The organism is Variovorax ureilyticus (genome assembly GCF_037889935.1).
GTDB lineage: Bacteria > Pseudomonadota > Gammaproteobacteria > Burkholderiales > Burkholderiaceae_C > Variovorax > Variovorax ureilyticus.
The window spans coordinates 73,856-100,830 of record NZ_JBBKZU010000020.1 but is presented as its reverse complement, the minus strand read 5'-3'; the positions used below and the strand labels follow the sequence as shown (position 1 = coordinate 100,830).

The window sequence follows — 26,975 nt, the reverse complement described above, 5'->3', positions numbered from 1 at the left end:
CATCATGAAAACCAAATCGGCGTCGAAGACCTGCGTCCTGCTGGCGCTGGCGTGCGGTGCCACGGGCATGCAGATGCCCGCTGCGGCCCAGGCTGCGTGGCCGGAGAAGCCGGTGACGCTGGTCGTTCCGTACTCCGCCGGCGGCCCCACCGATGTCGTGGCACGCATGCTGGCGATCCCGATGGGCAAGTCGCTCGGCCAGACGGTGATCGTCGAGAACACGGTCGGCGCCGGCGGCACCATCGCGCCGGCGCGCGTCGCCAGGGCGGCGCCGAATGGCTACACGATCCTGATCCACCACATGGGCATGGCGACCGCGCCGGCGCTCTACAAGAAGCTGCCCTACGACCCGCTCAAGGACTTCGAGTACGTCGGGCAGGTGCTCGATGTGCCGATGACCCTGCTGTCGCGCAAGGACTTCCCGGCGAACAACTTCCAGGAACTGCTGAGCTACGTGAAGGCGAACAAGGACAAGGTCTCGCTCGCCAACGCCGGCATCGGTGCGGTGTCGCAGCTGTGCGGCCTGCTGTTCGCGAGCCAGATCGGCGTGGACCTCACCACCGTGCCGTACAAGGGCGCCGGCCCCGCGCTCAATGATCTGATGGGCGGGCAGGTCGACCTCCTGTGCGACCAGACCACGCAGACGGTGCCGGTCATCACGGAAGGCAACCGCGTAAAGGTCTTCGGCGTGACCACGCCCAAGCGCCTGCCGAGCCTGCCGGACGTTCCCACGCTCGACGAGCAGGGGTTGAGGGGCTTCGACGTGCGCGTGTGGCACGGCGTCTATGCGCCCAAGGGAACGCCGAAGCCGGTGATCGACAAGCTCAACGCTGCCCTGCGCGTCGCGTTGCAGGACGACATGGTCAAGCGCCGCATTGCGGACCTGAGCGCCGAGATCGTGCCAATGGAGAAGGTCACGCCGGAGGCACTGCGGACCCATCTCGCCTCCGAGGTGGACAAATGGGGCAAGGTGATCCGCGCCGCCGGCATCCAGGGTGAGTAGGGCTCACCCCGGCCTCGTCCACTTCGTGCGGCTCGGGCATCCCCTTGCACGGGGCAACACCAGCGGGCCCGGCGCAGCCGGTTCTGCGGTATTTCCCCGCTTCCGGGCCTATACCGAGAGTTCGATGAGAACTGGCTGGTGATCTGAAGACTGGGTCTGGAGGTCGACCTCGACGCGGCGCACGCGCGGCGCGAGCGCATCGCTGACGAAGATGAAATCGCAGGCGATCGGGTCGGGGCCGTAGGTCCGGTCGAACAGGCGGAAGGTCGGATCGTGCGGCCGGTCCGGATGCGCGAGCGGCCACGCATCCTGAAGCCGCATGTCGGGCACGCCGCCGACCGGCAGCGCCGGATCGGTGAAGGGGCGCTGGATTTCGTCGTAGCCCGGATCGGCCGCCGGCATGTTGAAGTCGCCGCACAAGACGGCTTGCGAAGTGTGCAGCTTGGCCTGGAAGGGAGTGCCGATGGTGTCGGGCACCGGCGGCGCGGCGACCAGATTGCAGGCTTCCACATGCAGGTCGCGCAAGGCTCTGGCCTGCGCGAAACGCTGCGACGCCGAGTAGTACTCGAGGTGCGTGGTCATCACCCGCAGCGAGCCCAGATCGGGACTGGTCAGCGTCACGGTCGTGCACATGCGCGGCATGCTGGTCACTTTCGGATCGGGCGGCCAGGGCAGCGGGTAGTGCTGCACGCGCGAAACCGGCAGGCGGGTGGCGATCAGGTTGCCGAAGCGCTGGTGCTTGCCGTTGGCATCGAACTCGTCCACCGCTGCGCCGAAGAAGACCTGGAAACCGGGCAGCAAGGCCTGCACGTCCGCAGGCTGGTCGCCGGGCCGCCCGGGCATGCCGCCGAAGCCGGCGGCGATCTCCTGCAGGCAGAGGACGTCGAAGTCCGCCATGGCGCGCGCGCCCTGGATGATTCGCTTCACGCTCACGACCCCGTCGAGGCCGCAGCACCATTGGGTGTTCCAGGTCACGAGTTTCATGAGGCGCCCCGTTGCGGTTGATGGGGCCGTTTTATCAGGTCGCCTTGACCCTGACGCGTCATCCTCCTTCGCTTCGGGCGGAGATCCTTTCGCAGTTCTTCGATCGTCGCCGCGGCGCTCGCGATGAATCGTTCGAGTGCTGGACTCATCCGTGCCGGGTTCCACACCAGCAGCGCCGGCGCGATGGCGGGCGCGCCGCCGAAGGGCACGAAGCGGACGTTGTCCACGTTCGACCGTGCGAGCGAGCGCGGCACCAGCGACACCCCCAACCCCTCGGCCACCATGGCGACGATGGTGAGCCACTGCCGCGCGGCATGGACCGTCTTCGGGTGCACGCCGGCGCGGCTGAAGATCGCGATGACGTTGTCGTAGTTCGCGGGTGACACGTCGCGCGAGAACATCACGAAGCGCTCGTCGGCAAGCTCGCCCAGGTCGACCGATTTCGCCCCGGCGCGGCGGTGGTTTGCCGGCAGGCAGAGCACGAATTCATCCTCGATCAGGGGCAGCGACCGCAACTGGGGCGGCACCACGAAGGCATTGAGAAAGCCCGCATCCAGCTGGCCGTGCAGCAGGCCCTGGAGTTCCTCGGAGGTCGACATTTCGCGCAGGACCAGGTCGATGCCATGCGCGTCGGCGTTGAATCGCCGGACGATGGCCGGCACGCCGCGGTAGACGAGCGAACCGGTCATGCCGACATCCAGCCGCCCGCGGCTACCGCTGGCGACCGCCAGCGCGATCGACGAAGCGCGCGCAATGCGGTCGAGGATCTGGCGGGCTTCTTCCAGGAACGCCGAACCGGCTGGCGTCAGCTCGACGTGCTTGCTGCTGCGCAGGAACAACTGCACGCCGAGCTCTTCCTCGAGTGCCTTGATCGCGAGGCTCAGCGGCGGCTGGGTGATGGCGAGGCGATCGGCGGCGCGGCCGAAATGGAGTTCCTCGGCCAGCACGGTGAAGTACCGAAGGAAATGCAGCTTCATGCCCAACGATTCTAGAAATGAATCGTTCCAGCCGCAAAGTGAATTGGACGCAAATGGTTGTCGTCTCCAAGATGCGAGGGTCGCGATCAGACGACGGATATTCAGGAGACAACCCCATGCAGCTTTTTCGACGGGCTTTCACGGTGCTTGCGTTTGCGTCGGCGCCATTCGCATTCGCCCAGAACTACCCTTCCGCGCCGATCACGATGGTGGTGCCTTTCGCGGCGGGCAGCGGCACCGATGCCGTCGCCCGCATCGTGGCGAAGCGCCTCGGCGAGCGGCTCAGGCAGCCGGTGCTGGTGGACAACAAGGCCGGCGCCAGCGCGCAGATCGGCGCGCAGTTCGTCGCGAAGGCGAGGCCGGACGGCTACACCCTCTTCATGACCACGAACACCTCGCATTCGGCCAACCCCGGGCTGTTCGCGAACCTCAAGTACGACCCGGTCAAGGACTTCACGCCGATCGCGCGCGTGGGCGAGCTGCCTTTCGCGGTCGTCGTGGATTCGAAGTTTCCGGCCAGGAGCATGAAGGAGCTGATCGATCACGCGAAGGCGAATCCGGGCAAGCTCTCCTATGCGACCCCGAACAGCACCTCGCTGGTGGCCTCCGAGACCATCCGGCGGATCGCCGGCATCGACCTGCTCGGCGTGCCGTACAAGTCCAGCCCCCAGGCGCTGACGGACCTGATGGGCGGGCAGGTGCAGATGTATGTCGCCGATCTCGGGTCCAGCATGTCGATGATCAAGGCGGGCAGCGTGCGTGCATTGGCGGTGACGACCCAGAGGCCGGTGAAATCGCTGCCCGGGGTCCCGCCGGTCGCCGACGCGGTGAAGGGCTTCGACCTGACCTCGTGGAACGGCGTCTTCGGCCCGGCTGGCATGCCCCGGCCCGTGGTCGAGAAGCTGGACGCCGAGCTTCGGCAGGTCCTGGCCGAAAAGGAAGTACAGGAGCAGCTCGCGCAGCTCGGCTTCGAAGTCTGGCCCAGCAGCGGCCCGGACGACTTCGCGAAGTACGTGGCCGACCAGCTCGCACACTGGACCTCGCTGATCAAGCAGGCCGGTATCCGGCAGGAGTAGCCATGACACAGGAAGGAAAGGCCAAGCACGCCGGTCCGCTCGCGGGCGTGCGCGTCCTCGACATGACCTCGGTGATCATGGGGCCGTACGCGACCCAGATCCTGGCCGAACTCGGCGCGGAGGTCATCAAGCTGGAGAGCCCGGACGGCGACAACATGCGCCACGTCGGACCGATGAACAACCCGGGCATGGGGCACATCTTCCTGCACGCCAATGCAGGCAAGCGAAGCATCGTCCTCGACCTGAAGCGCGAGGGTGGACGCGAGGCGGCGCTCAAGCTCGCCGAGCGTTGCGACGTGCTGATCAGCAACGTGCGGCCCAAGGCCATGGCGCGACTCGGATTGGACTACGAGGCGGTGAAGGAGCGCAACCCGCGAGTCATCTACGTCAGCTGCTGCGGCTTCGACCAGGACGGGCCCGACGCCGCGCGGCCGGCCTACGACGACCTGATCCAGGGCGCGACCGGGCTGCCGTGGCTCATGCAGCAATACGGCGCGCCGGAGCCGACCTATGCGCCGACGACGCTCTCCGACCGGGTCACGGGCCTGCATGCGGTCTATGCCGTTACCGCCGCGCTGTATGCGCGCAGCCAGACGGGAGAAGGGCAGTTGGTGGTGGTGCCGATGTTCGAGGCGATGTCGCAGTTCATCCTCGGCGACCACATGGCCGGGCTGACCTTCGATCCGCCGCTGGGCACGCCCGGCTATGCCCGTCTGCTGACGCCGCACCGCAAGCCCTATGCGACCGGGGACGGATGGCTCTGCGTGCTGATCTACAACGACAAGCACTGGCGCAGCTTCTTCGCTGCGATCGGCGAGTCCGACGGGCTCGGCGCCGACCCGCGTTTTGCGACGCACGGCGCGCGGGCGGCGCATATCGATGCGGTCTATGCCGAGGTGGCCCGCATCATGCGCACGCGCACCACCGAGGCATGGCGCGCGCTGCTCGATGCGGCCGACGTGCCGAACATGCCGATGAACAGCCCTGGCGACCTGCTCGCGAATGCGCAGCTTCGCGCGACGGGCTTCCTGCGCGATGCGGTGCATCCGACCGAAGGGGCGATGCACGTGATGGCGCATCCGACCAAGTGGTCCGGCACGCCGCCCGCGCGCGGGTCCACGCCTGCGCCCCGGCTGGGCGAACACACCGTGGCGCTGTTGCGCGAGGCCGGCTATTCGCAGTCGGCGGTAGAAGAACTCCTGGCGAGCGGCGCCTGTGTCGCTGCGCAGCCCGAATCGACGCATTGACCCATGAAACCCAAGTACCTGATCCGCAGCGAAGACATTCCCGCCTACCAGCCCGCCAACCACCATCACACGAGCAACCGGCGGCTCATCGGTCCCGAAACCGTGGGCGCGAGGCAGATGGAGGTGCTGATGGGCACCCTGCACAAAGGCGGTGGTGCCTTGCCGCATGCCCACCCTGGCATCGAGCAGGCCTGCCATCTGCTCGAAGGCACCGCGCATGTCGAGGTGGCCGGTGAAGGCTTCGAGATGCTGCCCGGCGACACCTGCTTCTTTCCCGCCGATGCGATGCATCGCTTCGAGGTGACCAGCGATGCGCCGGTCAAGCTGCTGGTGATCTACAGCCCACCCTATGGCGAGTCGCCGGACAAGGTCCGCCGGCCTGCCCGCGATTGAATCAGGAGACGAAACATGGATTTCAGCCTTACGCCCGAGCAGGAGCAGATCCGCGACGCCGTCGAGAAAGTCTGCGCTCCCTTCGATGCCGACTACTGGCTGCGAAAGGACCGCGAGGGCGGCTTTCCGGACGACTTCCACCGCGCGCTCGCGGATTCCGGCTGGCTCGGCATCGCGATGCCGGAGGAACACGGCGGCGCGGGGCTCGGCATCAGCGAGGCGGCGCTGATGATGCACACCATCGCCGCGACAGGCGCGGGGCTGTCGGGCGCGTCCGCGGTGCACATGAACATCTTCGGCCTGCATCCGGTGGTGGTCTTCGGTACTGACGAACAGAAGCGGCGCTGGCTGCCGCCGCTGATCCAGGGCAGGGACCGCGCCTGCTTCGGCGTGACCGAGCCGAACACCGGGCTGAACACGCTGAAGCTGAAGACGCGCGCGGTGCGCGAGGGCGACCACTACGTCGTGCATGGGCAGAAGGTCTGGATCAGCACCGCGCAGGTCGCGAACAAGATCCTGCTGCTCGCGCGCACCACGCCGATCGAGGACTGCGAAGGCACCGAGGGCCTGAGCCTCTTCTACACCGACCTCGATCGCTCGAAGGTCGAGGTGCGCGAGATCGACAAGCTCGGGCGCAAGTGCGTCGATTCCAACCAGGTCTTCATCGACGGCCTTCGCATCCCGGTCGAGGATCGGGTGGGCGAGGAGGGCAAGGGCTTCAGCTACATCCTGCATGGCCTGAACCCGGAGCGCATCCTGATCGCCTCCGAGGCGATCGGGCTGGGCCGCGCCGCGTTGAAGCGCGCCACCGGCTATGCCAGCGAGCGCGAGGTCTTCGGCCGGCCGATCGGCATGAACCAGGGAATCCAGCATCCGCTGGCGAAGTCGTGGATGGAACTCGAAGCCGCGCACCTGATGGTGCAGAAGGCCGCCTGGCTCTACGACCGGCACCTGCCCTGCGGCGCGGAAGCCAACAGCGCGAAGTTCCTCGCGGCGGAAGCCTGCTATGGCGCCTGCGAGAACGCGATCTTCACCCACGGCGGCATGGGCTACGCGAAGGAATACCACGTGGAGCGCTACCTGCGCGAAGCATGGATTCCGCGCCTCGCGCCGGTGAGCCCGCAACTCATCCTCTGCTTCATTGCCGAGAAGGTGCTCGGCCTGCCGAAGTCCTATTGAGTCACTTGATTCCGGCGCGCATGAAGCTCTGGACGAACTGCCGCTGAAACAGCAGGAACGCGATCAAGAGCGGCGCGGAAGTCATCAAGGTCGCCGCGGTGATCACCGACCAGTCCACCCCCTGGTCAACCGAGGAGAAGACCTGCAGCCCGACCGTGAGCGGCCGCGCGTTGACGCTGTTGGTGATGATGAGCGGCCACAGGAAGTTGTTCCAGTGGAAGCTGATCGACACCAGCGCGAAGGCGGTGTAGACGGGCCTGGCGAGCGGCACGTAGACGCGCCAGAGCGTCTGCATCGCGCTCGCTCCCTCCACGCGTGCGGCCTCGTCGAGTTCCTTGGGGATGCCCATGAAGGTCTGCCGCAGCAGGAAGATCGCGAACGCAGAGGCGAAGTAGGGCAGGCCGATGGCGACCAGCGTGTCGACCAGGCCGAGCCGCGCCATGGTCTTGTAGTTCTCGACGAGCAAGATGTCCGGCATGACCATCAACTGCACCAGCACCAGCGCGAAGGCCACGTTGCGGCCCTTGAACTCGTAGCGCGCGAAGGCGTAGGCGGCCAGCGTGCCGAGCACGAGTTGAGCCGCGAGCACCATCGCCACCAGCAGCGTGGTGTTGAGGAAGTAGCGCGCGAACGGCGCGGCTTCCCAGGCGCGGCGGAAGTTGTCGAGCGTGAGCGGCGCGGCGAGTGCGAAGCGCGTCGAATATTCGGCCGGGTGGAAGGCGGTCCACACCGCATAGGCCAGAGGCAGGATCCACAACAGCGCGAGCAGCCAGGCCGCGATCGTGTCGATCCAGGTGGGCTCGTTGAAGGCAAGCCGCTGCGTGGCTGCGTTCATTTGTAATGCACCCTCTTGTCCAGCACGAAGAACTGGAACAGCGCGATGGCCGCGAGCACTGCCACGAGCACCACGGTGATGGTCGATGCATAGGCGGTGTCCCAGAAGCTGAAGCCCACTTCGTACAGGTGGTAGAGCAGCAGGATCGACGCGTTGTCCGGGCCGCCACGTGTGAGCACGAACAGGTGGTCGACCATGCGGAAGGCGTTGATGAAGGCGTTGACCAGCACGAACAGGGTGGTCGGCATCAGAAGCGGCCACTGCACCCGACGGAAGAAGTACCAGCGCGATGCACCCTCGATCGCCGCCGCTTCGCGCAGGCTCGGGTTGAGCGTCTGCAGCGCGGCGAGGTAGAAGATCATGAAGAAGCCCGCTTCCTTCCAGATCGCGACCACCGTCACCGCGCCGAGCGCGGTGGAGGGGCTTCCGAGCCAGTTGTGCGAGGGGAGGCCCAGCGCGCCGGTGATCTGCTCGAGCAGGCCGTACTGCGGCGTGTAGAAGAAGAGCCAGATGTTCGCCACCGCGATCATCGGCAGCACCGTCGGCGTGAAGTACGCCATCCGCAGGAAGGCGCGGCCCGCGATGCGTTCATTGACCCACAGCGCCATCACCAGGGCGAGCGCGATCGACGTCGGGATCGTCGCGCCCGCGAACCAGAGGTTGTTGCGCACCGCCTTCCAGAACACCGGGTCGCCGACCATCGCTTCGTAGTTCTCCAGCCCGACCCACACGCCCGGCCGCTTGCCCTTGGGCGTGGAGAAGAAGCTGTCGATCAACGTGGAGATGGCCGGCCAATGCGTGAACGCGACCAGCAGCACCAGCGCCGGCAGCAGCATCAGCCAGGCGTGGATGGCGCGCGGCCTCATGCCTGAAGTCTGACGCCAGGGCACCTGGGGAATCGGCTTGGCGGACCTGCGAAGCAGGGGAGCCTGGGGGTCATTTGAAAGTTCTCAGGATGCGATCGGCTTCCTTTTGCGAATCTTGCATGGCTTGTGCCGGTGGTTTGGTCCCGGTCAGCGCGGCCTGAAGGCCATCGTTGAGCGCCTTGGTCACGCGCTGGTTGTCATGCGTCGAGAACTCGGCGACCGAGAACGGCAACTGGTCGCGCGCCACCAGTGCCGCAGGGAAGTCGCGGCCGTACTTGCGCAGCGCATCGGTTTCGTAGGCGGCTGGCGAGACGGCGACGTAGCCGGTATCGATGCTCCACTGCGCGGCACGCTCGGGCTGCGTGATCCACTTGATGAACTTGAACGAAGCCTCCTGCTGGGCCGGCGTCGCCTTCTTGAAGATGTAGAAGTTGCCGCCGCCGGTGGGCGAGCCCTTGCGCTTGTTGGCCGGGATCATGCCGACGCCGAAATCGAACTTGGCGTTCGCCTTGATGTTGGTCAGGTTGCCGGTGGTGGTGTAGATGATCGCCGCCTTCTTCTCGAAGAAGTCCTTCGGCGTCGTGCCCCACTCGACCACCCCGGGCGGGTGCACGCCGGCCTTGCCGAGGTCCACCCAGTACTGCAGCGCCTCGACGACTTTCGGGTCGTCGAACTTGACTGCCGTGCCCGCTTCGTTGGCAAGGATCGCGTCGTTCGGCGTGGTCAGCGTCTGGAAGAGCCAGTACGGGAAGCCGCTCGACGGAATCTGCACGCCCCACTGCGTGACCTTGCCGCTCGCGTCCTTCCTCGTCAGCTTGGCGGCGGCGTCCTTGAGTTCGGCCCAGTTGGCCGGGGCCTTGTTCGGGTCGAGGCCGGCTTCCTTGAACAGTTCCTTGTTCCAGTACATCACCACGGTCGAGCGCTGGAACGGAATGCCCCACGTCTTGCCGCCGGTCTGGCTGTTCATCATGAAGGCCTTGTAGAAGCCGCCCAGCCAGGCCTTGTCGTCCGCGGTTTTCGCGAAATCGTCGAAGGGCACGATCGCGTCTTCGTCGATCAGCGTGAACATGTCGGTCGACAGCAGCACCGAGGTCACGGGCGGCGTGCCGGACTTGTGCGCGGTCAAGGCCTTGACGATGGTTTCCTGGTAGGTGCCCGCGTAGATCGGCGTCACCTTGATGCCGGGGTTCTCCTTCATGAAGCCGGCGGCGAAGCCATCGATGATCTTGGCGATCGGGCCGCCCACGGCGACCGGGTAATAGAACTGGACTTCCACCGGCGTCTGCGCATGGAGCGTGCCGGATGCGCCGGCAAAAAGGCCGCCGACGGCGATGAACTGGGCGGCGAGCGCCCGGACGAAGGTCTTGCGTTGCATGGTCTTGTTCTTCCTTCTGGATCGAAAAAGGCGGATCAATGAATACGTTTTCCCACGGCATCGAAGCCGTGGGCATCTTCCAGGGCCCAGCGCAGGCCCACCTGATCGCCGGACTCGGCGTGATGGCGGCCGTCCGTCCGAACCAGCACGGTCTGCGAGCCGATGCGGCAGGCAATGACGAGGTCGGCGCCCAGGTATTCCACGCTTTGAACTTCGGCCGGCATTCCCTGCGGGTCAAGGACGATCGCCTCGGGTCGCACGCCGAGCGTTGCGGCTTGCATGCCGGTGTCGGCATCGCTGCCGGCGATGCGTCCGCTTTCGAGCGCGACGAGGTTCATCGGCGGCGTGCCGATGAACCTCGCCGAGAAGGTCGTCGCCGGTCTGGCATACAGGTCACGCGGCATGCCGGCCTGCTCGACGCGGCCCTGATGCAGCAGCACCACCTGGTCGGCCATGCTCATCGCCTCGGCCTGGTCGTGTGTGACGTAGACGACGGTGAGGCCCAGTTGCCGCTGCAGCTCGCGCAGTTCGCGCCGCATGTCCTGGCGCAGTTGCGCGTCGAGGTTGGAGAGCGGCTCATCCATGAGGCAGACCCTGGCCTGAGCGACCAGCGCACGGCCGAGCGCCACGCGCTGCTGCTGACCTCCGGATAGCTGCCCGGGCCTGCGTTCGAGCAACGCGCCGAGGCCGAGCAGGTCGGCCGCGTTTCTCAGGCGAAGCGCGGTTTCCGCGGCCGGCACCTTGCGCACCGACAAGCCGAAGGTGATGTTGTCCGCCACGCTGAGGTGCGGGAAGAGCGCATAGTTCTGGAACACCATCGCGATGCCGCGCTGCGCCGGCGGGAGCGTCGTGACATCGCGCCCATCGATGAGCACCCGTCCGGCCGTGGCCGACTCCAGTCCGGCCAGGATGCGCAGGGTGGTCGACTTGCCGCAGCCCGAGGGGCCGAGCAGCACGCAGAACGACCCGGGCTCGATCTGCAGGTTCACGGCGTGCAGCGCGGTGCTGTCGCCCCATGACTTGGCGATGTCGATCAACGCGATGGAAGACATCAAATCAGTATATGGACGGGTTGTGACACCCGGTTGCAATGAGGGGTCAGTGTTTTCCTGATCGAGAGTTGGTGAGAAACTTCGCTACAGTGACCAACGCCTGTTCAGGCTTCACCTACGTAAGGAATACTCATGAGCAAAAAAGTCGCATACGTCACCGGAGGCATGGGAGGCATCGGAACGGCCATTTGCCAGCGCCTTCACAAGGACGGCTTCACCGTCATCGCAGGATGTGGTCCGACCCGGGACCACGCCAAGTGGCTCGCTGAACAGAAAGCCGAAGGCTTCGAGTTCCATGCGTCCGTCGGCAACGTCGGGGACTGGCAGTCCACGGTCGAAGCCTTCACCAAGGCCAAGGCAGAGCACGGGCCCATCGACGTGCTGGTCAACAACGCGGGCATCACGCGCGATCGCATGTTCGTGAAGATGACCCCCGAAGACTGGAGCGCCGTCATCGAGACCAACCTCAACAGCATGTTCAACGTGACCAAACAGGTCGTCGGCGACATGGTGGAAAAGGGCTGGGGCCGCATCATCAACATCAGCTCGGTCAACGGCGCGAAGGGCCAGGCCGGCCAGACCAACTACTCGGCCGCCAAGGCCGGCATGCACGGCTTCACCATGGCGCTGGCGCAGGAACTCGCCGGCAAGGGCGTGACGGTCAACACCGTGAGCCCGGGCTACATCGGCACCGACATGGTCAAGGCGATCCGCCAGGAAGTCCTCGACAAGATCGTCGGCACGATCCCGGTCAAGCGCCTGGGCGAGCCGGGCGAGATCGCCTCGATCATCGCGTGGCTCGCATCCGAAGACGGCGGCTATTCGACCGGCGCGGACTTCTCCGTGAACGGCGGATTGCACATGCACTGAGGAGGAGGCTACTCAGCCTCGACGGAACGAAGACCCGCCCTGGCGGGTCTTTTTTGTTGGGAGGGACCAGGAGCCAGAAGCTGGGTCTAGCGCGCCGAAGTCGCGCCGATCCACGACAAGCACACAAGGAGTTCCTTCATGACCCCCGAAGCACCCGCTCGCAAAAAGCCGCCGATCTATCGATCCCTCTACGCACAGGTGATCACCGCCGTGATCATCGGCGTGTTCCTCGGGCACTTCTTCCCAACGGTCGGCGAATCCATGAAGCCGCTGGGCGACGCCTTCATCAAGCTGATCAAGATGCTGATCGCCCCGATCATCTTCTGCACCGTCGTGGTCGGCATCGCGGGCATGGAGGACATGAAGAAGGTCGGCAAGACAGGAGGCCTCGCGCTGCTGTATTTCGAGATCGTGAGCAGCATCGCGCTGGTCGTGGGGCTGGTGCTGGTCAACGTGTTCAAGCCCGGCGCGGGCATGAACGTCGACCCGGCCTCGCTCGACACGCGGGCGCTTTCGGCCTACACCGGCCCGGGCAAGATGGAGGGCACGGTCGACTTCCTGATGCACATCATCCCCAACACCGTGGTCGACGCCTTCGCCAAGGGCGAGATCCTGCAGGTGCTGCTGATCGCGGTGCTCTTCGGCTTCGCCCTGCACCGTTTTGGTGGGCGCGGCACGCTGGTGTTCGACATCATCGAGAAGGGCTCGCACGTGCTCTTCGTGATCATCAACTACATCATGAAGCTCGCGCCCATCGGCGCGTTCGGTGCGATGGCCTTCACCATCGGCAAGTACGGCATCGGCTCGCTCTTCCAGCTCGGCAAGCTGATGGGCACCTTCTATCTGACCTGCCTGCTGTTCATCTTCGTGGTGCTCGGGCTGATCGCGCGTTTCCACGGCTTCAGCATCTGGAAATTCATCAAGTACATCAAGGAAGAGCTGCTCATCGTGCTCGGCACCTCGTCGTCCGAGTCGGTGCTGCCGCGGATGATGGAAAAGATGGAGAACCTCGGCGCCAACAAGACGACTGTCGGGCTGGTGATCCCGACGGGCTACTCGTTCAACCTCGACGGCACTTCGATTTATCTGACGATGGCGGCTGTTTTCATCGCGCAGGCAACCAACACGCCGATGACGCTGATGCAGGAGCTCACGCTGATCGGGGTGCTGCTGCTGACCTCGAAGGGCGCGGCAGGCGTCACCGGCAGTGGCTTCATCGTGCTCGCGGCAACGCTCTCGGCGGTGGGCCATGTGCCGGTCGCGGGCCTCGCACTGATCCTGGGCATCGATCGCTTCATGTCCGAAGCGAGAGCGCTCACCAACCTGATCGGCAACGGCGTCGCAACTCTCGTGGTTGCCAAATGGACCGACGAACTCGACATGGAGCGGCTCCAGGCGGGGCTCAACAACGAGACCTGGGAAGAGGCGCAGGAGCCGGAAGAACTCCTGAACGCCCGCGACGAGAAAATGGCCACCTGAATCCGGGGCAAAAGCATCGCTCTGCAGAATGCAAGGCGATGCCGCACAGCGTTTCACTGATCAACACCCTCGCCGCCGGCCTCGGGCTGGCGCTGCTGCTCGGCTTTCTGGCCGTGCGGCTTCGGTTGCCGGCGCTGGTCGGCTATCTCCTTGCGGGGGTCATCATCGGGCCGTTCACGCCGGGGTTCGTGGCCGATGCGGGCATCGCGGCCCAGCTTGCCGAGATCGGGGTGATGCTGCTGATGTTCGGCGTCGGGCTTCACTTTTCGCTCGACGACCTGCTCGCAGTGCGCAAGATCGCGGTGCCCGGCGCACTGGTGCAGATCGCGGTCGCGACGGTGCTCGGCGGCGCGCTCGCGACATGGTGGGGCTGGAATCTCGGTGCCGCGCTGGTCTTCGGCCTGTCGCTGTCGGTCGCGAGCACGGTGGTGCTGCTGCGCGCGCTGGAAAGCCTCGGCATCCTCGATTCGTTCACCGGCCGCATCGCGGTCGGCTGGCTGGTGGTGGAAGACCTCGCGATGGTGCTCGTGCTGGTGCTGATGCCGCCGCTCGCGAACGCCCTGGTCGGCGTCGATCCCGGGCAGCGGACCGAGCCGATCTGGCAGACGCTGGGCCTCACGTTGCTGCAGGTCGGCGGCTTCGTCGCGCTCATGCTTGTGGTGGGGCGGCGCCTGTTCCCGTGGGTGCTGTGGCAGGTGACGCGCACCGGGTCGCGCGAGCTCTTCACGCTTTGTGTCGTTGCGGCGGCGGTGGGCATCGCGTTCTCGGCGGCCGCGCTCTTCGGCGTGTCCTTCGCGCTGGGGGCCTTCTTCGCGGGGATGGTGATGCGCGAATCCGAGTTCAGCCATCGCGCCGCGCAGGAATCACTGCCGCTGCGGGATGCCTTCGCGGTGCTGTTCTTCGTCTCGGTGGGCATGCTGTTCAACCCGATGGTGCTGGTCGAGCGGCCGCTGCAGGTGCTGGCGGTGGTGATGGTGATCGTCGTGGGCAAGTCGGTGGCGGCGTGTGCGCTGGTGCTGCTGTTCCGCTATCCGCTCGGCACCGCGCTCACGGTGAGTGCGAGCCTCGCGCAGATCGGCGAGTTCTCGTTCATCCTGGCTTCGCTCGGCGGAAGGCTCGGCCTGCTGCCGGTGGAGGGACAGAGCCTGCTGCTCGCGGCGGGGCTGATTTCCATCGCCACCAACCCGCTGTGGTTCAGCCTGATCTCGCCCATCCAGAGATGGCTGCACGCGCATTCGTCGTTCGCGCGCGGGCTCGAGGCGCGCGACGATCCGCTGGCCGAGCTGCCGATGAGCACGGCTGCGAAGTACCTCTCGAAGCAGGTCGTGCTGGTCGGCTACGGGCGGGTCGGCCGGCGCATCGCGGCGACGCTGTCGGCGCACGACATTCCCTTCGTGGTCGCCGAGCAGAACCGCGAGCTGGTCGAAAAGCTGCGGGCCGAGGGGATGGCGGCGGTATGGGGCGATGCGGCGGAGCCGGGTGTGCTGATCCAGGCCCACATTGCGCGGGCGCGCGTGCTGGTGGTGGCGACGGCGGATGCGATCAACGTGCGCCAGATGATCGAGGCGGCGCGCACCCTCAACCCGGGGATCGAGACCGTGATCCGCAGCCACAACGAGGACGAAGCCCGCCTGCTCTCGCAGGAGGTGTCGGCCACCGTGCTCCTCGGCGAGCATGAACTGGCCCAGGCGATGGCCCGGGCGGTTCTGTCGCACGCTGCGGGCGCTTGACCTACAGATCCTCGATCACCAGCGTGCGGTAGCGCTGGGCGATCGAGTAGGGCACCGTTCGCACGAACTCCATGAGCTTGTTCGCCGCGTCTTCGTTGCGCGTACGTACGAGCAGGGCGGTGTGGCCCTCGCGCGCGAGTTTGGTGAAGGCACGGACCGTGGCCGCATCCGTGCCTGCGGAAGGCAGCGGGTTGGCGTCGTCGCGGATCGTGGGCGTGATCTGCTCGATGATCACGTGCGGCGGGATCAGATAGATCTCGTCGCCGCTGAAGCCGTTGTCCAGGAGTTGATGGCCGATGCGGTTGGCGTCCGCCGCGTCGGGAAACATCACCATGGAGTGACCGCTCGGGTAGAAGGCGCCTCCGACGACGGCGGTCATGTGAGGATCGAGATTGAAGTGCTTCATGTCTCCTCCTGACGGTGGATGGGACAAGACTGAGCTTAGGTTGGGCGCGCGTCAAGACCTGTAGGAAAGTTTGGTGACCCGGCCGGCGGGGGCGAATGCCCTTCGCCCTCAGGGTATCCGGGCTTGCCTAAAGTAAATCTAATGGTCACATTTGTGTCAAATCGTGAAATTGTGCGTAGGCGTTCCTTAGATGACTTGACTAGCATCGGATGTCCAACGAAGTCCCGTGCCTAACCCTATGTCGCAATTGCGAAATATCGCGCTGACCGTTCAAGAACTCGAAGAGGGCGAGTTCTATTGGGTGTTGCTGGAAGCCACGGACTACGAGACGGATGACGCGCTGCCTTATCTGCCGATCGAGGCCGCGACCGACCCGTACGTCACCTATTCCAACGCCTTGGTCGCGGGTGTCGCCGCGATCCGGAAACTGTTCGGCAAGGACGGCCCGCGAAGCTGAGCGGGAAGCCGTCGATCCTGGGGGGGAAGCATGCGGAAGCTCGGAGGCGCGGCAATCGGCGCCGGTATCGGATTCCTGATCGTCGTGGGCTGGATCTTCCGGCCCATGACCTCGGGCGAATGGGCCGCATGGGTGCAGACATTGGGGGTGCTGGTGGCCATGCTCTGGGCGGTGCGGCTGCAGGTGACGGCGTCCCGGCAGAGCCTGCGGCAGGCCGGGCAGGTGGCCGCGATGTTCGCCAGCCACATGCACTGGGTCTTTCGCGAGCTCAACGACGCCTGCATCAAGCGCAGCTGGGACGACTACAGCGTGCATCGCCGCATCCTCCAGGAAGTTCTCATGCAGGGCCGCGAGGTGACGCTGCAGCTGCTGGACGGTCGCTCGCTCGCAATGGTGAGCAGCCTCCGCACGATCGCGGTCGAGGCGCTCGAGAAGACCGAGGGCCACACCAACACGGGCAACTGGATGCACCTGCAGCTCTATTTCGATCGCCGCCTGCCGAGCATCGCGGCCTGGCTGTCGGCGACCGGCAATCCGCCCGAAAGCAGCGGCCCGACCGACTATGCGGGGCTTCGCACGTCATTCGGACCGATGGGCGGTTCTTGACCCACCCCCAGCCTCGCCCGCTGCGTGTGGCTCTGCACCCCCTCGAGGGGGCGCACCCCTGCGGCCCGGCAAAGCCGGTTCCGCGGGTGCTTCCGAACGGGTGATGCGAAGCGGGGCCGCGGGCGTCGGTCACGCATCAGCCGTCGCAAAGCTCCCGCGCAGGGCGGCATACAGCGACTTGAAGCGCAGGTGCCGCACGGTGAACATGTCCCGCAGCGAGATGTTCGGTTCGAAGCGTTGCCGCACCGGCGGCTGAAGGCACACCGCCGTTTCCGATCCGCCGTCCGCCAGCCACGCGAGCCGCGCCGCGCCCAGCGCGCCACCGGCTTCGCCGCCCTCGCACGCCGCGAGCGGCACCTGGAGGATGTCGGCAAGCAGTTGCGCCCACCACGCGCTGCGCGCACCGCCGCCGACCAGCATCAAGTCGCCGGCGGGTTTCTGGAGGGTGTCCAGCCCGTCGCGAAGTCCGAAGCTCACGCCTTCGGCCACCGCGTAGGCGATCTCCGCCGGCCCGTGCGCATGCGTGAGGCCGAACAGCACCCCCTGTGCATTCGCGTCGTTGTGCGGAGAGCGTTCGCCCGACAGGTAGGGAAGAAAGAAGGGGGCCTGCCGCCGAGCGTCCATGCCGATGGTCGCCGCCGCGGCGAGCAGCGCGGCCTCGTTGCCCAGCCCGAAGCTGCGGGCAGCCCAGGTCACGGCGCTCGAAGCCGACAGCATCACCGACATCTGGTGCCACCGATTCGGCAGCGCATGGCAGAAAGCGTGCACCGCCCGGTCCGGGTCGGGCGCGAAGCGGTCGCCGCAGACGAAGATCACGCCCGAGGTGCCGAGCGAGACGAAGCCTTGCCCGGCGGACACCAGGCCCATGCCCACCGCGCTGGCCGCGTTGTCGCCGCCGCCTCCGGCGATCGGGATGCCCGCGGGCAGTCCCCAGCGCGCTGCCAGTTCCGGCTTGAGCCGGCCTGCTGCCGCACTGCCTTCAAGCAGCTCGGGCATGTGCCTGCGACTCAGTCCGCATGCGGCGAGGATCTCGTCGGACCAGTCGCGCGCCGCGACGTCGAGCCACAGCGTGCCCGAGGCATCGGACATGTCGCTCGCCCGCGTGCCGCTGAGCATGAACCGCAGCCAATCCTTGGGCAGCAGCACCGAGGCCGTGCGCGCGAACAGCTCCGGCTCGTGCGCCCGCATCCACAGCAGCTTGGGCGCGGTAAAGCCGGGCATCGCTAGATTGCCGGTGATGTTGGTGAGGTGCGGCACGAGCGCCGTCAATTCGTCGCATTGCGCGGCGCTGCGGCCATCGTTCCAGAGGATCGCGGGGCGCAGCACCTGTCCGCTCGCATCGAGCGCGACCGCGCCGTGCATCTGCCCGGAAAGGCCGATGGCGCGCACCGCCGAAAGCGCATCCGCATTGCTTCGCCGCAGTGCCGCCATCGCGGCTTCGAGCGCTTCCCACCACTGCGCGGGCAGCTGCTCCGACCACAGGGGCTGCGGCCGGCTCACCGTCAGCGGCGCACGCGCGAGCGCCACGATGCGGTGATCGTCCGCCAGCAGCAGCGCTTTCAGCTCCGAGGTGCCGAGATCGAGCCCGAGGTACATGGCCGTGCGTCAGGCGAGGTTGCTGTAGCGGCTGTCGCTCTGCCGGCGGAACTCGGTGGGTGTCATGCCCTTGATTTCGAGGAAGCGCCGGTTGAAGTTCGCGACGTTGTTGAAGCCGACCTGATAGCAGATGTCCGTCACGTAATGGTCGGTCTGCATCAGCAGGTGGCAGGCGCTGTTGATGCGCACGCGGTTCACGAAGTCGGTGAAGCTGTTGCCGGTCGAGCGCTTGAAGAACCGGCTGAAGCGGCTTTCGCTCATGCCCAGTTCGGTGGCGATGTCGGACATCACGATCGGTTCCGCGAGGTTCGAGGTGATGCGGTTCACGATCACGTTGATCTGGTCGACCTCGGCATCGCCCTCCACGCCCTGCATCTGCACGTTGGAAAGGAGCCGATAGTCGGTGCACTTCACCAACTCGGCCAGGTATTCGAGGAAGCGCGCGAGGCGCTGCAGCCCATGCGCGGCCTTGACGGATTCCCAGTGGTCGAGCGCGCGGTCCGCGATGCCGAAGAACTCGATGCCGTGGCGCGAGCGCTCCAGCAGTTGCAGCACTTCGCGCAGCTCGGGGATGCCCGCTGCCGCGCTCTCGATCGGCTCGTGCCGGAACTGGATCACGCGGTCGCGCTCGGCCACGCCGCCTTCGGGCGCATCGAGCGACAGCCAGTTGTGCGGCAGCCGCGGTCCGCACAGGACCAGGTGGCCCGGCTGGAAGGGGCCGATCCAGTCGCCGACGAAGGCGCGTCCGGAGGTTTCGGTGATGAGGTGCAGCTCGTACTCCTCATGGAAGTGCCAGCGCACCAGCGGGCTCGGAATGCCGTGCGCAAGGCACCGCACGAGGCCGGACTCCTCCGGCGCCTCGTAGCCGAGCGAGGGCGAGCGCGTGATCTCGCGCTCCAGCTCGGGTTCGCGGTGGCGGGGGAGGTGACGATGGCGCGCCGATGTCATGGAACGTTCCCTGGCAGGACCTTCATCAGTTCATGACGTTACCACCGTCGACGTTGAGTGTCTGTGCGGTGATGTAGCGCGCCTCGTCGCTCGCGAGGAATACGGCGGCGCCCGCGATGTCGTCCGGCGCACCCATGCGGCCGAGAGGGACTTCCAGGCCCACCTGCCGCTTCTTCTCGCCCGGCCGGAGGTTCTGGTACTTCGCGAAGAGCGAATCGACGTGGCTCCACATCGGCGTATCGACCACGCCCGGCGAGATCGCATTCACGCGGATGCCGTGCGGCGCCATCGCGAGCGCGGCGCTTTGCGTGTAGCTGATGACCGCCGCCTTGGTCGCGCAGTAGTGCGACACGAGCGCCTCGCCGCGACGGCCGGCCTGCGATGCCATGTTGATCACCGAACCGCCGGTCACGCCCTCGTCGATCATGTGCTGCAGCACGCGCTGCATGACGAAGAACATGCCCTTCACGTTGACCGAGAAGAGGCGGTCGAACGAGGCCTCGTCGCTTTGCAGCAGCGGTGCCATGTCGAAGATCGCGGCGTTGTTGACCAGCGTGTGGACGGGCCCATGTGCCGCGCGCGCCGCGTAGAGCATGCCGCCGACCGACGGCGCCTGCGTGACGTCGGTTTCGACATAGGCGAGCGCCTCCGGATGCTGGCGGCGCAGCTGTTCCACGCCTTCGGATGGCGCTGGCCCGAGGTCCGCGAGCGTGCAGCGCGCGCCCTCTGCGAGGCAGGCCGCGGCGATCGCGAGCCCGATGCCACCGCCGGCACCGGTGATGAGCACGTGGCGTTGCGCGAGACGGCCGGTCATGCCGCGCGCCCCTGCATGAAGGCCTGCACGCGCGCATCCGCCTTGCGCAGCGCATCGACCAGGCGCGCATCGCCCGCGATGTCGCCCCACAGCGTGCGGTTGCCGGCCAGCGCGGCGACCGGGTCGGCCGCATCGCAGATCGCGTGCGCGGCGGCGTCGTCCATGCCCTGGTCCTGGTAGACATACGGCAGCGCGCCCCGGTGCCAGCGTTGCAGGAAGGCGAGGAACAGCGCCGGCAGCATCGCGACGCTGTCGATGCCTGCGCCGCGCGCGAGCCGCTCCCGCACCGTCGGCGCGATGAAGCCCGGAATCTTGGAGAAGCCATCCATCGCCACCCGCTGGTTCGTGTCGCGGATGGCCGGATTGCCGAAGCGTTCGAGCACCACGTCGCGGTACGCAGGCAGGTCGACGGGGCTCGGGCGGTCCGGCGAATTCAGGCAGGGGATCACGTCGTCCGTCACGTAGTCGAAGGCCATGCGGCGGATCCGTGCATCGTGCGTGCCTTGGTGGATGTACTGGAAGCCCGCGAGCGTGCCCGCCCATGCGATGCAACTGTGCGTGGCGTTCAGGATGCGGATCTTCGCCTCCTCGTAAGGGGCGACCGACTCGACCAGTTGAACGCCGACGCGCCCCCAGTCCGGCCGGCCGTTCGCGAAGTCGTCCTCGATCACCCACTGGATGAAGCTCTCCCCGGTGACCGGCGCGGCATCGTCCCAGCCTGTGGCCTGCAGCACGCGCTGTCGCAGTTCGGGCGGGGGCCTGGGCGTGATGCGGTCGACCATGGCGTTGGGGCAGGTCGTCTGCGTGCACACCCATTCCAGCAAGTCGCTGTCGCCGGTCTTCTCGATGAAGGCGAGCAGCCCCTTGCGGAAGCGCTCGCCGTTGTGCCGGAGGTTGTCGCAGTTCAGCAGCGTCACTGCGCCGCCGTTGGCCGTGCGCCGTGCGCGCAGGATTGCGCTCACTGCACCGTAGATCGTGGTGCCGCCTGCACCGCCTTGTGCGCGATCGAGATCGGCGGCGAGATCGGGGGCGGCGAAGTCGAGCCCGTCCGCCCCGTCGAGGTAGTAGCCCGCCTCGGTCACGGTGAAGGAGATCACCCGCGTGCGCGGATCCGCGCCGCGCGCGATCGCGCCCGCAAGCGTGGGATCGAAGGGCAGGACCTCACGGATCGACTCGATGCGCTGGTAGCGGTACTCGCCGGCGGGCGACACGGTTTCGAGCGTATATGCACCGCCTTGCCGGATGAGCGCCGCTTCGACCTCGGCCATGTCCGGCCGCAGGTTCGCGCCCGCGAGCGACCAGCGCGTGTCGCCTGCGTCGATCAGCGCCTGCAGGTACACGGCCTGGTGCGCGCGATGAAAGGAGCCAAGTCCGAGGTGCAGCACCGTGAATTCAGAAGGAGCGGATCGGGTCATGTCAAATACTCCACTGCGTTTTGCGGCGCAGGGCCCGTTCGTGGAACACCGCGGAACCGGCTTCGCCGGGCCGCCGGTGTTGCCCCCGGCAGTGGCGAAGCGACACGAAGTGCGCGCAGCCTGGGGGGGAGCTTCATGTCAGGCGGCGACCGCACGGCCATCGCGATTGAAGAAGTGAAGCACCGACGGATCGAGCTCGACGCTGACCGAATCGCCGGGCTGGAGCTCGGTGCGCTCGTTCTGCCGCGCGATGAGGGGCACGCCATCGACGTTGACGTGGATCAGCGTATCCGCGCCGAGCGCCTCGATGAGATCGACCTGCGCCGACGCGCCACCGCCGCCACCGTGGCCGTTGCGATGAACGTGCAGCTGCTCGGGCCGCACGCCGAGGAACCCGTCCGACGGCAGCTTTCCGCCCGTCAGCGCCGAGAAGCTGGGGATCGCCTTCGCCTGCACCATGTTCATCGACGGCATGCCGATGAACTGCGCGACGAACTGGTTCGCCGGGTGGTCGTAGAGCTCCATCGGCGTGCCGACCTGCTCGATGAGGCCGTCGCGCAGCACCACCACCCGGTCGGCCAGCGTCATCGCCTCGACCTGGTCGTGCGTGACGTAGATGCTGGTCGCGCCGAGCGCGCGGTGCAGCTTGTGGATCTCCACCCGCGTGTTGCCGCGCAGGGCGGCATCGAGGTTGGAGAGCGGCTCATCGAAGAGAAACACCTTCGGCGCGCGCACGATCGCGCGGCCGATCGCGACGCGCTGCCGCTGGCCGCCGGAAAGCTCCTTCGGGGTCCGGTTGAGGTACTGCGTGAGGTTGAGCGTCTTCGCCGCGTACTCGACCTTGGTCTTGATCACGTCCTTCGACACCTTCGCGAGCTTGAGGGCGAAGGACATGTTGTCGTACACGCTCATGTGCGGATAGAGCGCATAGCTCTGGAACACCATCGCGAGGTCGCGCTTGCCCGAGGGCGTGTGCGTGATGTCCTTGCCGTCGAGCGAGAGCTTGCCGCTGGTGATCGATTCGAGCCCCGCGATCAGGCGCAGCAAGGTCGACTTGCCGCAGCCCGAGGGACCGACGAAGACGATGAACTCGCCCTTGTCGATCTCCAGGTTCACGCCCTTGATGACGTGCGTGTCGCCGAAGCTCTTCTGGATGTTGTCGAGTTGGAGGTAGGCCATGTCGAAGTCCTCTCTGATTCGTTACTTCACTGCGCCGAAGGTCAAGCCTTGCACCAGTTGCTTCTGGCTGAACCAGCCGAAGACGACGATGGGTGCGATCGCCATGACCGAAGCGGCCGAGAGCTTGGCCCAGAAGAGACCTTCGGGGCTCGAATACGAAGCGATCATGGTCGCCAGCGTGCCGGCCTTCGCGGAGCTGAGGTTGAGGGCCCAGAAGGCCTCGTTCCAGCTCAGGATCAGGCACAGCAGGCCGGTGGAGGCGAGCCCGCCGATCGACAGCGGGAGCACGACATGCCGGAACTCGGTCCACAGGTTCGCGCCGTCCATGCGCGCGGCTTCGAGGATCTCGGGCGGGATGTCCTTGTAGCTCGTGTAGAGCATCCACACCATGATCGGCAGGTTCGACAGCGTGAAGACGACGGTGAGCGCGGTGCGCGTGTCGAGCAGGCCCGCAGTCTGCGCGATCACGTAGATCGGCACCAGCGCGCCGACGGCCGGCATCATCTTGGTGGAAAGCATCCACATCAGGATGTCGCGCGTGCGCTTCGTCCGGAAGAAGGCCATCGAGTAGGCGGCCGGCGCCGCGATCGCAAGCCCGACGATCGTCGAGCCGATGCTCGTGACGAGGGAGTTCTTCGCGAACAGCAGGTAGTCGCTGCGGCGCTGCACCTCCGTGAAGTTCTCCAGCGTGGGCTCGAAGAAGAAAAGCGGCGGCACATGGATCGCCTGCAGTTCGGTCTTGAACGAGGTCAGCACCAGCCAGCCCAGCGGGAAGAAGAGCAGCAGGGTGACGATCCATGCGCCGACGGTGCGCAGGATCAGGGGGAGGCGGCTTTCGTCCATGGCGTGCGTCCCTTCAGTCGAGGTTCTTGCCGATGATGCGGATCAGGAAGGCGGCCACGATGTTGGCCAGCACCACCGCGAACAGCGCGCCTGCCGATGCAACGCCCACGTCGAAGTTCATCAGCGACTGCTTGAAGATCATGTACGTGAGGTTCGTGCTCTCGTTGCCGGGGCCGCCGGCGGTCGTGATCGCGATCTCGGCGAACACGGAGAGCAGGAAGATCATCTCGATCATGATCACCACCGCCATCGGCCGCGCGAGGTGCGGCAGCGTGAGGTAGCCGAAGCGCTGCACGGCCGTGGCGCCGTCCATGCGAGCGGCTTCCATCTGCTCGCGGTCGAGCGACTGCAGCGAGGTGATGAAGATCAGGCAGGCAAACGGCAGCCACTGCCACGCCACCATCACGATCACCGAGAACAGCGGCAGGTCCGTGAGCCAGTCGATCGGCTCGGCGCCGAACGTGCGCCAGACGTCCGCGAGGATGCCGTAGATCGGGTTCATCATCATGTGCTTCCACAGCAGCGCGTTCACCGTGGGCATCACGAAGAAGGGCGAGATCAGCAGCACCCGCACGATGCCGCGCCCCGGGAAGGGTTCGTTCACCAGCAGCGCGAGCGCCACGCCGAGCACCACCGTGATGACGATCACGCTGCCGATCAGCATCAGCGTGTTCCACACCGCGGGCCAGAAGTCCGGGTCGGTGATGAAGTACTCGAAATTCGCGAGCCCGTTGAAGGTGCGCTCGCCGGGCTGCATGAGGTTGTAGTTGACGAACGAAAAATAGATCGACATCAACAGCGGCGCCAGCATCCAGAGGACGAGCACCAGCACGGCCGGTGCCATCAAGGCGCGGGGCAGCAGGCGGTTCACGGGAGCCTCTTTCCGATTGCTGGGAGCGCTGCCGCGGATCCAGCTTTGCTGGTCCGCAGGCTGCGTCCCCTGCACGGGAGTGGGGAGGTGAGACACGGCGAAGTGTCCTGATGCCGGGGGTTACTTGTAGTACCCGGCCTTCTTCATCTCACGTTCCGCCGTCGTCTGCGAGGTCTTCAGCGCCTGATCGACCGTGACCTTGCCCGAAAGCGCCGCGCTCATCTGCTGGCCGACCGCGACGCCGATCGCCTGGAACTCCGGAATCGCCGCGTACTGCACGCCGACGTAGGGCGACTTGGGCAACGTGCTGTCGTTGGGATTCGCGGTGTCGATCGCCTTCTTCTCGGCCTCGGCGAAGCGCGCAGCCTTGACGAACTCCGGCGACGCATAGGTCGACTTGCGCGTGCCGGTGGGCACCGAGCCCCAGCCTTCTTCCTTCGCGACGAGGTTGATGTAGTCCTTCGACGTGGCCCACTTGATGAAGGTCTGCGCCGCATCGACCTTCTGCGAGCCCGCGGGAATCGCGAGCGCCCAGGCCCAGAGCCAGTTCGCGCCCTTCGGCGTGACTGCGACGGGCGCTTGCGCGAACGCGACCTTGTCGGCCACCTTCGACTGCTTCGGATCGCTCACGAACGAGGCCGCGATGGTCGCGTCCACCCACATGCCGCACTTGCCTTCGTTGAAGAGCGCGAGGTTCTCGTTGAAGCTGTTGGCCGACGCGCCGGGCGGGCCGTAGGCCTTCATCAGGTCGACGTAGAAGCTGATCGCGTCGTGCCAGGGCTTGGAGTCGATCTGCGGCTTCCAGCTCGTGTCGAACCACTGGCCACCGTTGGTGTTGACCATGGTGGTCAGGAGCGCCATGTTGTCGCCCCAGCCCGGCTTGCCGCGCAGGCAGATGCCGTAGACGCCGTTCTTCGGGTCGTGGATCTTGCCGGCGAGTTCCTTCACCTGCACCCACGTCGGCTGGTCGGGCATCTTGAAGCCGACCTTGTCCGCGAGATCCTTGCGGTACATGAGCATCGAGCTTTCGCCGTAGAAGGGCGCAGCGTAGAGCTTGCCATCGGCCGAGAGTCCGTTGCGCATCGCAGGCAGAAGGTCGTCGACGTCATAGGCGGCATCGGTCGCGATCGGAACCAGCCAGCCCTTCTTGGCCCAGATCGGCGTTTCGTACATGCCGATGGTCATCACGTCGAACTGCCCGCCCTTGGTGGCGATGTCGGTCGTCACGCGCTGGCGCAGCGTGCCTTCCTCGAGCGTGACCCATTTGACCTTGATGTCGGGATTCGCCTGTTCGAAGAACTTGGTGAGCTTCTGCATCTCGATCATGTGGCCGTTGTTCACGGTCGCAACGACCAGTTCCGTCGCGGCATGCGCGAGGCCCGTGCCCGCAATCGCGAGCGCCAGGCCCGCCTTCAGAAAACGCTTCATGTTTGTCTCCTTGGGATCGACGACGGCGGGTCGTCGTGGTCGGATTCTGGAGACTGCGAATTGCGGGTTTGGTACTCGGATTGACGCTGGCGATACTCAGATGCACCGATTGATTGGTGACTTCCCTAGCTTGAGCAAGAAGGGATGTACGAAGACCTCGGGCATCAGTGTCAGGCTGGCTGGAGCGAGGGCGCGCGTTCCCCCAGCCGGCTGCTCCATGACGCGAGTGCCAGCGCCCCGATCGTGATCGCCGCGGCGGCCCATGGCAGATCCGCCAGCGGCGCACCGGCTGCAAGCATGCCGCTGCCGATCCAGGCGCCGGTCGCATTGCCGAGGTTGAAAGCACCCTGGTTCAGCGTCGAGGCGAGATTGGGCGCGGCGCTCGCATGCTGGACGATGAGCGTCTGCAGCAGCGGCACGAGCGCGAAGGACAGCGTGGTCCACACCAGCATCGTCGCGACGATCGGCGCGCGCAGCGGGAGCACGAAATGCATCAGCCCGAGCACGACCGCATTGAGACCGAGCACCAGAAGCAGGGACGGCACGAGCCGCCGGTCGCCGAGCCGTCCGCCGATGGTGCTGCCGATGGTGAGTCCGACGCCCAGGAGGAGCAGGATCGGCGCGACCGCCGAGTTCGCAAAGCCGCTCACCTGCGTGAGCAGCGGCGCGATGTAGGTGAAGACGACGAAGAGGCTCGCCGACGCGAGCGCGCTGGTCGCGAGCGCCAGCAGCACACGGCCGTCCGCGAGCACGGTGAACTCGCGCAGGATGTCGCCCTTCTGCATCTCGATGTGCCGCGGCAGCAGCGCGGCGAGCGAGGCGACCGCCGCCAGCGCGATCAGCACGATGGCCGCGAAGGTCATGCGCCAGCCGTAGTGCTCGCCGATGATCCGGCCGAGGGGCACGCCCAGCACGTTGGCGAGGGTGAGTCCGGTGAACATCAGCGCGATGGCCTGCGCGCGCTTGTTGGGCGCGACCAGCCCGGCGGCGACCACCGAACCGATCCCGAAGAAGGTGCCGTGCGCCAACGCGGTGACTACGCGCGCGGCCATCAGCAGGCCGTAGTTCGGCGCCAGCGCGCACAGCAGATTGCCCAGCACGAACAGCGAGGCCAGCGCGATCAGCGTGGCCTTGCGCGGCAGCCGTGCGGTCGCCACCGCGAAGACCGGCGCGCCGACGACCACACCCATGGCGTAGCCGGTGACCAGCAGGCCCGCCTGCGAGAGCGTGACGCCGAGGTCCTGCGCCATGTCGGGCAAGAGCCCCATCACGACGAATTCGCTGGTGCCGATCGCGAAGGCTGCGGCGGCGAGCGCCAGCAGGGCGACGGGCATGCGGGAAGAAGT

General features: G+C 66.4%; 26 protein-coding genes. 10 read left to right on the top strand and 16 right to left on the bottom strand.

Annotated elements, in window-relative coordinates:
* The first annotated feature begins 67 nt into the window (after nucleotides 1-67).
* Entirely contained in the window at nucleotides 68-1,003 is a 936-nt protein-coding gene (locus tag WKW77_RS30845; protein ID WP_340360713.1) for a tripartite tricarboxylate transporter substrate-binding protein, read from the top strand.
* Nucleotides 1,004-1,111: 108 nt separating this feature from the next.
* On the opposite strand, the gene WKW77_RS30840 is transcribed toward WKW77_RS30845, so the two are convergent.
* Complete coding sequence (locus WKW77_RS30840; RefSeq protein ID WP_340360702.1) at nucleotides 1,112-1,987, bottom strand: endonuclease/exonuclease/phosphatase family protein; 876 nt, start codon at nucleotides 1,985-1,987, stop codon at nucleotides 1,112-1,114.
* A complete protein-coding gene (locus WKW77_RS30835) occupies nucleotides 1,984-2,964 on the bottom strand; it encodes a LysR family transcriptional regulator (protein WP_340360701.1) in 981 nt (326 codons plus the stop codon). The genes WKW77_RS30840 and WKW77_RS30835 overlap by 4 nt, the downstream gene beginning before the upstream one ends.
* Before the next feature lie 116 nt (nucleotides 2,965-3,080).
* Here WKW77_RS30835 and WKW77_RS30830 point away from each other — a divergent pair, with 116 nt between their 5' ends.
* From WKW77_RS30830 to WKW77_RS30815, 4 genes are read left to right on the top strand one after another with little or no spacing between them, the layout of a single operon-like run.
* Nucleotides 3,081-4,040 carry a Bug family tripartite tricarboxylate transporter substrate binding protein gene (locus tag WKW77_RS30830; RefSeq protein ID WP_340360700.1) on the top strand — a complete coding sequence of 320 codons (960 nt, stop codon included), beginning with the start codon at nucleotides 3,081-3,083 and terminating at the stop codon, nucleotides 4,038-4,040.
* Between the two features lie 2 nt (nucleotides 4,041-4,042).
* The gene (locus WKW77_RS30825) at nucleotides 4,043-5,287 is read left to right on the top strand and encodes a CaiB/BaiF CoA transferase family protein (RefSeq protein ID WP_340360699.1); all 1,245 of its coding nucleotides are present in this window, start codon (nucleotides 4,043-4,045) and stop codon (nucleotides 5,285-5,287) included.
* A gap of 3 nt (nucleotides 5,288-5,290) precedes the next feature.
* Complete coding sequence (locus WKW77_RS30820; RefSeq protein ID WP_340360698.1) at nucleotides 5,291-5,680, top strand: cupin domain-containing protein; 390 nt, start codon at nucleotides 5,291-5,293, stop codon at nucleotides 5,678-5,680.
* A gap of 15 nt (nucleotides 5,681-5,695) precedes the next feature.
* The gene (locus tag WKW77_RS30815; RefSeq protein WP_340360697.1) at nucleotides 5,696-6,859 is read left to right on the top strand and encodes an acyl-CoA dehydrogenase family protein; all 1,164 of its coding nucleotides are present in this window, start codon (nucleotides 5,696-5,698) and stop codon (nucleotides 6,857-6,859) included.
* A 1-nt stretch (nucleotide 6,860) separates the two neighbouring features.
* Here the strand turns inward: WKW77_RS30815 and WKW77_RS30810 are convergent, their stop codons facing one another.
* The 4 genes from WKW77_RS30810 to WKW77_RS30795 all read right to left on the bottom strand — a co-directional run bounded on the left by WKW77_RS30810 (nucleotide 6,861) and on the right by WKW77_RS30795 (nucleotide 10,987).
* Complete coding sequence (locus WKW77_RS30810) at nucleotides 6,861-7,694, bottom strand: carbohydrate ABC transporter permease (protein WP_340360696.1); 834 nt, start codon at nucleotides 7,692-7,694, stop codon at nucleotides 6,861-6,863.
* The gene (locus WKW77_RS30805; RefSeq protein WP_340360695.1) at nucleotides 7,691-8,560 is read right to left on the bottom strand and encodes a carbohydrate ABC transporter permease; all 870 of its coding nucleotides are present in this window, start codon (nucleotides 8,558-8,560) and stop codon (nucleotides 7,691-7,693) included. The genes WKW77_RS30810 and WKW77_RS30805 overlap by 4 nt, the downstream gene beginning before the upstream one ends.
* A 70-nt stretch (nucleotides 8,561-8,630) precedes the next feature.
* Nucleotides 8,631-9,935, bottom strand: a complete 1,305-nt coding sequence (locus WKW77_RS30800) for an ABC transporter substrate-binding protein (RefSeq protein ID WP_340360694.1) — start codon at nucleotides 9,933-9,935, stop codon at nucleotides 8,631-8,633.
* A 35-nt stretch (nucleotides 9,936-9,970) separates the two neighbouring features.
* The gene (locus tag WKW77_RS30795; RefSeq protein ID WP_340360693.1) at nucleotides 9,971-10,987 is read right to left on the bottom strand and encodes an ABC transporter ATP-binding protein; all 1,017 of its coding nucleotides are present in this window, start codon (nucleotides 10,985-10,987) and stop codon (nucleotides 9,971-9,973) included.
* A 132-nt stretch (nucleotides 10,988-11,119) separates the two neighbouring features.
* On the opposite strand from WKW77_RS30795, the gene phbB reads away from it, so the two are divergent.
* From phbB to WKW77_RS30780, 3 genes are all read left to right on the top strand, one after another.
* Nucleotides 11,120-11,857, top strand: a complete 738-nt coding sequence (phbB, locus tag WKW77_RS30790; protein WP_340360692.1) for an acetoacetyl-CoA reductase — start codon at nucleotides 11,120-11,122, stop codon at nucleotides 11,855-11,857.
* A 138-nt stretch (nucleotides 11,858-11,995) separates the two neighbouring features.
* Entirely contained in the window at nucleotides 11,996-13,336 is a 1,341-nt protein-coding gene (locus tag WKW77_RS30785; RefSeq protein ID WP_340360691.1) for a dicarboxylate/amino acid:cation symporter, read from the top strand.
* Nucleotides 13,337-13,374: 38 nt separating this feature from the next.
* Complete coding sequence (locus WKW77_RS30780) at nucleotides 13,375-15,066, top strand: cation:proton antiporter domain-containing protein (RefSeq protein WP_340360690.1); 1,692 nt, start codon at nucleotides 13,375-13,377, stop codon at nucleotides 15,064-15,066.
* A 1-nt stretch (nucleotide 15,067) separates the two neighbouring features.
* On the opposite strand, the gene WKW77_RS30775 is transcribed toward WKW77_RS30780, so the two are convergent.
* Nucleotides 15,068-15,472: a hypothetical protein gene (locus tag WKW77_RS30775; protein WP_340360689.1), complete on the bottom strand. Its 405-nt coding sequence runs from the start codon at nucleotides 15,470-15,472 to the stop codon at nucleotides 15,068-15,070.
* 226 nt (nucleotides 15,473-15,698) lie between these two features.
* On the opposite strand from WKW77_RS30775, the gene WKW77_RS30770 reads away from it, so the two are divergent.
* Together WKW77_RS30770 and WKW77_RS30765 are read left to right on the top strand one after the other, a co-directional pair.
* Complete coding sequence (locus WKW77_RS30770; protein ID WP_340360688.1) at nucleotides 15,699-15,929, top strand: hypothetical protein; 231 nt, start codon at nucleotides 15,699-15,701, stop codon at nucleotides 15,927-15,929.
* Between the two features lie 30 nt (nucleotides 15,930-15,959).
* Nucleotides 15,960-16,535 (top strand): hypothetical protein, encoded by a 576-nt coding sequence (locus tag WKW77_RS30765; protein ID WP_340360687.1) that lies wholly within the window; start codon nucleotides 15,960-15,962, stop codon nucleotides 16,533-16,535.
* Between the two features lie 129 nt (nucleotides 16,536-16,664).
* Here the strand turns inward: WKW77_RS30765 and xylB are convergent, their stop codons facing one another.
* The 9 genes from xylB to WKW77_RS30720 all read right to left on the bottom strand — a co-directional run bounded on the left by xylB (nucleotide 16,665) and on the right by WKW77_RS30720 (nucleotide 26,963).
* Nucleotides 16,665-18,131 (bottom strand): xylulokinase, encoded by a 1,467-nt coding sequence (xylB, locus tag WKW77_RS30760; RefSeq protein WP_340360686.1) that lies wholly within the window; start codon nucleotides 18,129-18,131, stop codon nucleotides 16,665-16,667.
* Between the two features lie 9 nt (nucleotides 18,132-18,140).
* On the bottom strand, nucleotides 18,141-19,079 hold the full coding sequence (locus WKW77_RS30755; protein WP_340360685.1) for an AraC family transcriptional regulator: 939 nt from the start codon (nucleotides 19,077-19,079) through the stop codon (nucleotides 18,141-18,143).
* 25 nt (nucleotides 19,080-19,104) lie between these two features.
* Nucleotides 19,105-19,893, bottom strand: coding sequence for an L-iditol 2-dehydrogenase (locus WKW77_RS30750; protein WP_340360684.1), 789 nt, complete (start codon nucleotides 19,891-19,893; stop codon nucleotides 19,105-19,107).
* A complete protein-coding gene (dalD, locus tag WKW77_RS30745) occupies nucleotides 19,890-21,308 on the bottom strand; it encodes a D-arabinitol 4-dehydrogenase (RefSeq protein WP_340360683.1) in 1,419 nt (472 codons plus the stop codon). The genes WKW77_RS30750 and dalD overlap by 4 nt, the downstream gene beginning before the upstream one ends.
* A 138-nt stretch (nucleotides 21,309-21,446) precedes the next feature.
* Entirely contained in the window at nucleotides 21,447-22,487 is a 1,041-nt protein-coding gene (locus WKW77_RS30740) for an ABC transporter ATP-binding protein (protein ID WP_340360682.1), read from the bottom strand.
* A gap of 21 nt (nucleotides 22,488-22,508) precedes the next feature.
* Nucleotides 22,509-23,330: a carbohydrate ABC transporter permease gene (locus WKW77_RS30735; protein WP_340360681.1), complete on the bottom strand. Its 822-nt coding sequence runs from the start codon at nucleotides 23,328-23,330 to the stop codon at nucleotides 22,509-22,511.
* Nucleotides 23,331-23,343: 13 nt separating this feature from the next.
* Nucleotides 23,344-24,201, bottom strand: coding sequence for a carbohydrate ABC transporter permease (locus WKW77_RS30730; RefSeq protein WP_340360680.1), 858 nt, complete (start codon nucleotides 24,199-24,201; stop codon nucleotides 23,344-23,346).
* Nucleotides 24,202-24,321: 120 nt separating this feature from the next.
* A complete protein-coding gene (locus tag WKW77_RS30725) occupies nucleotides 24,322-25,629 on the bottom strand; it encodes an ABC transporter substrate-binding protein (RefSeq protein WP_340360679.1) in 1,308 nt (435 codons plus the stop codon).
* 170 nt (nucleotides 25,630-25,799) lie between these two features.
* Complete coding sequence (locus tag WKW77_RS30720) at nucleotides 25,800-26,963, bottom strand: MFS transporter (RefSeq protein WP_340360712.1); 1,164 nt, start codon at nucleotides 26,961-26,963, stop codon at nucleotides 25,800-25,802.
* Nucleotides 26,964-26,975 lie beyond the last annotated feature (12 nt).